Below are 5,484 nucleotides of genomic sequence, written 5' to 3' on the forward strand. Positions count from 1 at the left end.
TGCCCAGCCAGATCGGCAGCGCGATGGCGGCAATCACAGCCAATGTCGCCGCAGCGAGCGCGGCGCTGCTGATATTGGGGAACGGGATGTAAAGCCCCCGGCTGGTGAGGAGAAAGCCCCATCCCTCATGCGCGGCGCGCGGCGTCGGCAGATGGGTGATGACGGCATACCAGAAAAAAACCTGGAGGATCAGCGGGATGTTTCGGAAGATGTCCACATAGGTGCGGCCGAGCAGCCGGGCCAATTCGTTCGAGGATGTCCGCGCCAGGCCGACGATCGTTCCGACGATCGTCGCCAGCGTCAGGCCGACGGTTCCCAGAAACAGCGTATTGATGATCCCGATGAGGAAGTACCACCAATAAGGGTCGTTGGCCGTGGCGGGCAGCAGCGAGAAGTTCAGGTCCCAGCCCGTCGACTTGAACAGGAAGTCGAATCCGGAGGTGATCCCCTGCGCCGCCAGGTTCTGTCTGGCGATCACAATGCCGGCAAGCACCATCGCGGCGATCGAGCCGACATACAGGATCTGCAACAGTGCGTTGCGGACTTTTTGATTTCTCAGCAGGCTGACCATTCAGAAATCCTTCCCGAATTGCCGCGCGGTCCCGCCCGGCGGGAGCCGGGCGGGACCTGGAGCGGGATGCGTTCAGAACGGATCAATCAACAACCAGCGGGAACAGGACACCGCCATTGTTCCACAAATTGGTCAGTTCGCGATCCATCTTGTAGGGCGAGTCCTTGCCGAGATCGCGATCGAAGATTTCGCCGTAGTTGCCGACGTTCTTGATCACCTTGTAGGCCCAGTCGTCGGAGAGCCCGAGACCCTTGCCCATGCCTGGCGTGACGCCGAGGAATTTGGCGACCTGCGGTGAAGTCGGCTTGGCCTTTATCTCGTCGACGTTCTTCGAGGTGATGCCTTCCTGCTCGGCAAAGATCAGCGTGCTCAGCGTCCAGTTGGCGATGTCGACCCAGTTGTCGTCGCCTTGCCGCATGATCATGACTTCAGGCTCGACGGCGAGCACGTCGGGCAGGATGACATGGTCGTCGACCTTGCTCTTGGCGATGCGCGCAATGGCCAGTGTCGGACCCCACTGCGCATAAAGATCGCAGCGTCCCGAGAAATAGGCCTGCTCGAGCTCCTCGGTCTTCTCGATGAGCACCGGTTCGAGCTTGATGCCGAGCTTGGCAGTATAGGCAGCGACCTGCTGTTCCTGCGAGGTGCCGGCGGGAATGCAGATCGTGCCGCCTGCGGCATCCTTGAGCGACTTGAGGTTCAGCTCCTTGTGCGCCATCACCTTGGTGGTCCCGAGATAGTAGGACATGGAGAACTGCAGCCCAAGTTCGGTGTCGCGGCTGAGCGTGCCGCCCGAGGCCTTGACGATGATGTCGACATCGCCGGACTGCAGGGCCGGCCAGCGCTGGGCCCAGCTGATAGGAACGACTTTCAGCTTCGCAGGGTCGCCGAACACGGCCGCGGCCACCGCCTTGCAGAGGTCGATGTCCATGCCCTTCCAGTTGCCCTTGTCGTCCACCTCGGCGAAGCCGAGATAGGAGCCGTCATGGCCGGTGCAGTTCAGCATGCCGCGTGCCTTGACGGTTTCGAGCGTCTTGCCGCCGGCGGCTTCCGCCGGCGCCGCAAAATGCACGAGGCCAAGGGCCAGGGCCGAAGCCCCCCATTTCATCATTTTCATGTTCCGTCTCCACTGTTTGAGGTTGTTTGGTTTCTTGTTGTTGGAGGCCCGAAAGGCGTCTTTCAGGCCTCGGTCTCGAAGCCGCTTCTAGTCGGAAAGCGGGGCCGGTTTCGGTAACGAGGAAATCGTGAGGTCGCCGCGCCAATCCTGCTGAGCCAGCCATCGGTGAAGTGCCGCGACCGCCTTCACGCGCAGATGTCCGCGTGGGACGACAAGATAGAAGCCCGGGACTTCCTCCGGCTTCATGTCGGCAATGGCGTCGCGGCCGATCGGCGCGACCAGCGTGCCCGCCCGGAAATCTTCCTCGGCATCGATGACGGAAACCAAGCCCACACCTATGCCTTGCAAGGTCGCCCGGCGCATGGTCGCGGCGTCGTCGAAGCTGATGCTGCGGTCGCCATCCGTCAGTTCCACGCCAAGGTGGCGCAATATGTCCGGCCACAGACGCTTCGACTTGACGGTGTCGAGCAACGTGAACTGTGTCAGATCATGCGCCGACTTGATCCTTTCGCCGATCGCCGGCGTGCAGCAGATGATCTTCGGATCCGGCACCAGCAACGTGGTTTCATAGTCGGACCAGTTGCCGTAGCCCCACTGGACCGTCATATCGATATCGTCGCGCCCGAAATCGGGCAGGTCGACCATGGTCGTCAGGCGCAGGTCCGCGCCCGGCAAGATTTCCCGGAACAACGAAAGCCGCGGCAGGAGATAATGCGTGGCGAAGTATGGGCTCGCATTCAGGTTGATGCGGTCCCGATAGTTCGACTTGGTGACGCGGCGAACGCCTTCGGCAAACTCGTTGAAGCCGGCTTTGACATAGTGCGACAGAAGAATGGCCGACTCGGTCAGTTCGATCGACCGGCCCTTACGCTCGAACAGCGTTACCTGGAGCGTATCCTCCAGAAGCTTGATCTGCTGTCCGACGGCCTGCGGCGTGACCAGCAATTCATCCGCCGCCTGCCGAAAGCTCTTGTGCTGCGCGACCGCGTGGAACACGCGCAGAGCATTCAGCGAGGGAAGGCGCAGCTTGCCGGTCATCGAAATTCCGTTCCTTTCCCTGCTTGTGGCCCGGTCGGTCATGCACTGCCTCGGTCATGCACTGCCAGAGTTCAGTCGCCCGCGGCGAAAGAGACTTAGGCGTATATGTAACCACCTGAAACAATTACGTTTTCACCGGTCATGTAAGTGTTCTTGGGGCTGCCCGTCATCAGCACCCATTCGGCAATCTCCTTTGGCTCGGCACCGCGGCCGAGCGGGCTCGCCTTGGCCAGTTCCTCCAGGAAGCCGAGCGCTTTCGCCTTCTCCGTCGCCATGCCGGCCGGCGCCACCGAATTCACCAGAATGCCGTCCTTCGCCACGTGATGGGCAAAGGATCGGGTAAGGCTGACGACGGCGGCCTTGGTCGCCGCATAGTGAGCGTTCTGCGGATGCGCCTTGAAGGCGTCGACCGAGGTCAGGTTCACGATCCGGCCGCGGACGTGGCTCTTCGGCTCCTGCGATTGCATGTGGCGAACCGCCGCCACCATCATGTGGTAGGTGCCCTTGATGTTGATGCCGTTGGAGGCATCCCAGTCGGCGTCGGTGATTTCGAGGAGCGGGCGGCGAGGGTAGATCGCGGCACAATTGATCAGCGTGTCGACGCGCCCGAGTTTCGAAACGATCGCCTCGAATGCGGCGTGGCACTGTGGGCCTACCTGGATGTCGCAAAGGGCGGTCGCGGTAGGCAGTCCGCTGGCCTTCGCGGTCGCCAGCGCGGACTCGGCGGCTTCCTGGTTGATGTCGATGATGCCGATCTTTGCCGCTCCGGCCTCGACAGCCATCTCGGCTAAGAGGGCACCGAGGCCGGCACCACCGCCAACGATCAGAACGGAAAGATCTTTCATCCCAGTTTTCCTTACTTGGTACCGCTTGGCGAGGTTGGCCAAGTCGGCATGATGTCGAAACGGGTAACGTCGGCCCACGCGGGGAGCCCAAGCACAGCGACGACCATCCTGGCCACGTCATCCGGCTGCACCACTTTGCTGGCGTACATGGCTGCGCGCGCGTTGGCGTCGAGGATGTCCTGGTAGAGCTGCGTCTCGACACGGCCGGCAACGATCTCGGTGACGCGTACGCCCGATGGGGAGAGGTCGGCGCGCAGCGCTGCTGCAAAGCCTGATATCGCCGCCTTGGTCGCTGAATAGACGGCAATGTTGGAGTATGCCGCGTGGCCCGCTGTGGAGCCGGTGAACAATACATGCCCGGACTGCCGCTCGCGCATTTGCGGGACGACGAGGCGCGTGAGCAGGATTGCCGCGCTGAGGTTCACCTCGAGCGTGGTGTCGATGTCAGCGATCTCCATATCGGCGAAGTTGCCGAGCGGCGGCATGACCCCGGCATTGTTGATCAGCACGTCGATGGTGAGATCCGCCAGGGCCGCTTCCAGGGCCTCGCGGTCGGTGACGTCGACGGCAATCGGCACGATGCCGGGCCGCTGTGCCTGCAGCTCCTTGAGCGCGGCCTGGCTGCGCCCGACCGCATAGACGTCGTAGCCGGCGTCGCTCAGCGCGATCGCTATGGCCCGCCCTATGCCGCTCGTCGCACCGGTGATGAAGGCTGTCGTCACGTGGGCTTTCCTGATTGTCTGTTTTCAGTTTGCGGCCCGGGCCGATGCCGCGAAACCAAGAAAACCAGCAAAAAGGAAAGATAAACTTTCGAAAATTTCGGATGCCTCCAAAATCCCTTGGGGTGTTCGGATAACCGCAGCAGCCGAAAACCCAGGGAAACGCTGGCAAGCTGGCGCCTTCAGCCCTTGGGAAACCCGCGCAGCCGGTGACGGAACAAAAAACACGGCTTTCGCAACGGATGTCTAATTTTCAGCTCAGGCGCGCCGATGCGATCGAATTCGCGAGGCCTCATCCGCCTGTCGAGGCAGGCCTTTTCATGTCGGTGAAAAGTGAGGCCGCCGCCGCCTTCTGCTCGGCTTCGATTGCCTCCACGCCAGAGGCTCGGGCCAGGGCGCGCACCCGCCCGAGACTGTTGTGCAGGTGCTTGCGCATGGCCTGGCGGGCGGCGCGGCCATCCTGCCTTTCGATGGCGTCGACGATTGTCTTATGTTCGCTGTGTATGCGCGCGTAATAGCTGTCCTTGAGTTCGGGCGTGACCAGATAGCCGAGCTGGAAGCGCGGCACGATCATCGGCCCGAGATAGCTTAGGAAACCGTGGATGAATTCATTTCGTGCCGCCTTGGCGATCGCCAGGTGGAAATCATAGTCGTAGTGGATCTGGACGACGGCGGGATCGGCCTGCTGGGCGTCGACCTGTTCCATCAAGGTGCGGATCGCGCTGGCTTCCGCATCGGTGCGCCGTTCCGCGCACAATCCCGCCGACTCCACCTCGACGCTCAACCTCAGCTCGAGCAGCGCAATGGTTTCCGGCAAGGTCCTGAGCGCTTCGTCCGGTATCGAGAAGTTGCGCGGCGCCGGCGTCTCGCTGACGAACATGCCGCGCCCCTGCTGCGGCACCACCAGGCCTTCGGAACGCAGTCGCGCCACAGCTTCCCGCACCACGGTGCGGCTGACATCGTACTCGGCGCAAAGCTCCGCCTCAGTCGGCAATTGCGCGCCGGGCAGCAGCTGTCCGGAGCGGATCTTCTCGGACAGGCTCTCCGCCACGACGGTGGAAAGCGGCTTGCGCTTCGTCATCAGTCTCCCTCTCGCCAGATTCGGGATGATGCCCGAACCGGCAGGACCATTCAAACCGCCGCGGTGACGATCAGCTCGACCAGCATTCCGGGCTTCGCCATCCGTCCTTCGCC

The 5,484-nt window shown here is 62.3% G+C and carries 7 protein-coding genes; 1 reads left to right on the top strand and 6 read right to left on the bottom strand.

Annotated elements, in window-relative coordinates:
• From EN906_RS21360 to EN906_RS21380, 5 genes are all read right to left on the bottom strand, one after another.
• Positions 1-571: ABC transporter permease subunit (locus EN906_RS21360; protein ID WP_164777275.1), on the bottom strand; the 571-nt coding region annotated here is incomplete at its 3' end.
• Positions 572-653: 82 nt separating this feature from the next.
• Entirely contained in the window at positions 654-1,688 is a 1,035-nt protein-coding gene (locus tag EN906_RS21365) for an amino acid ABC transporter substrate-binding protein (RefSeq protein WP_127267661.1), read from the bottom strand.
• An 87-nt stretch (positions 1,689-1,775) separates the two neighbouring features.
• Positions 1,776-2,726, bottom strand: coding sequence for a LysR substrate-binding domain-containing protein (locus tag EN906_RS21370; protein ID WP_023810154.1), 951 nt, complete (start codon positions 2,724-2,726; stop codon positions 1,776-1,778).
• Between the two features lie 95 nt (positions 2,727-2,821).
• Positions 2,822-3,571: an SDR family oxidoreductase gene (locus EN906_RS21375; RefSeq protein ID WP_127271850.1), complete on the bottom strand. Its 750-nt coding sequence runs from the start codon at positions 3,569-3,571 to the stop codon at positions 2,822-2,824.
• 11 nt (positions 3,572-3,582) lie between these two features.
• On the bottom strand, positions 3,583-4,293 hold the full coding sequence (locus EN906_RS21380) for an SDR family oxidoreductase (protein ID WP_127268816.1): 711 nt from the start codon (positions 4,291-4,293) through the stop codon (positions 3,583-3,585).
• On the opposite strand from EN906_RS21380, the gene EN906_RS21385 reads away from it, so the two are divergent.
• Positions 4,277-4,540, top strand: coding sequence for a hypothetical protein (locus tag EN906_RS21385; RefSeq protein ID WP_127268817.1), 264 nt, complete (start codon positions 4,277-4,279; stop codon positions 4,538-4,540). The two genes, EN906_RS21380 and EN906_RS21385, sit on opposite strands and share 17 nt — an antisense overlap.
• 42 nt (positions 4,541-4,582) lie before the next feature.
• On the opposite strand, the gene EN906_RS21390 is transcribed toward EN906_RS21385, so the two are convergent.
• Positions 4,583-5,371 carry a FadR/GntR family transcriptional regulator gene (locus tag EN906_RS21390; RefSeq protein ID WP_164749433.1) on the bottom strand — a complete coding sequence of 263 codons (789 nt, stop codon included), beginning with the start codon at positions 5,369-5,371 and terminating at the stop codon, positions 4,583-4,585.
• Between the last annotated feature and the right edge of the window lie 113 nt (positions 5,372-5,484).

The sequence above is a fragment of the Mesorhizobium sp. M7A.F.Ca.CA.004.06.1.1 genome, from assembly GCF_003999135.1.
Classification (GTDB): Bacteria; Pseudomonadota; Alphaproteobacteria; order Rhizobiales; family Rhizobiaceae; genus Mesorhizobium.

What these genes read in the sequence shown, in the direction of transcription:
- EN906_RS21365 (WP_127267661.1), bottom strand. Translation starts at nt 1,688, where the DNA reads ATGAAAATGATGAAATGGGGGGCTTCGGCCCTGGCCCTTGGCCTCGTG.
- EN906_RS21375 (WP_127271850.1), bottom strand. Translation starts at nt 3,571, where the DNA reads ATGAAAGATCTTTCCGTTCTGATCGTTGGCGGTGGTGCCGGCCTCGGT.
- EN906_RS21370 (WP_023810154.1), bottom strand. Translation starts at nt 2,726, where the DNA reads ATGACCGGCAAGCTGCGCCTTCCCTCGCTGAATGCTCTGCGCGTGTTC.
- EN906_RS21390 (WP_164749433.1), bottom strand. Translation starts at nt 5,371, where the DNA reads ATGACGAAGCGCAAGCCGCTTTCCACCGTCGTGGCGGAGAGCCTGTCC.
- EN906_RS21385 (WP_127268817.1), top strand. Translation starts at nt 4,277, where the DNA reads ATGAAGGCTGTCGTCACGTGGGCTTTCCTGATTGTCTGTTTTCAGTTT.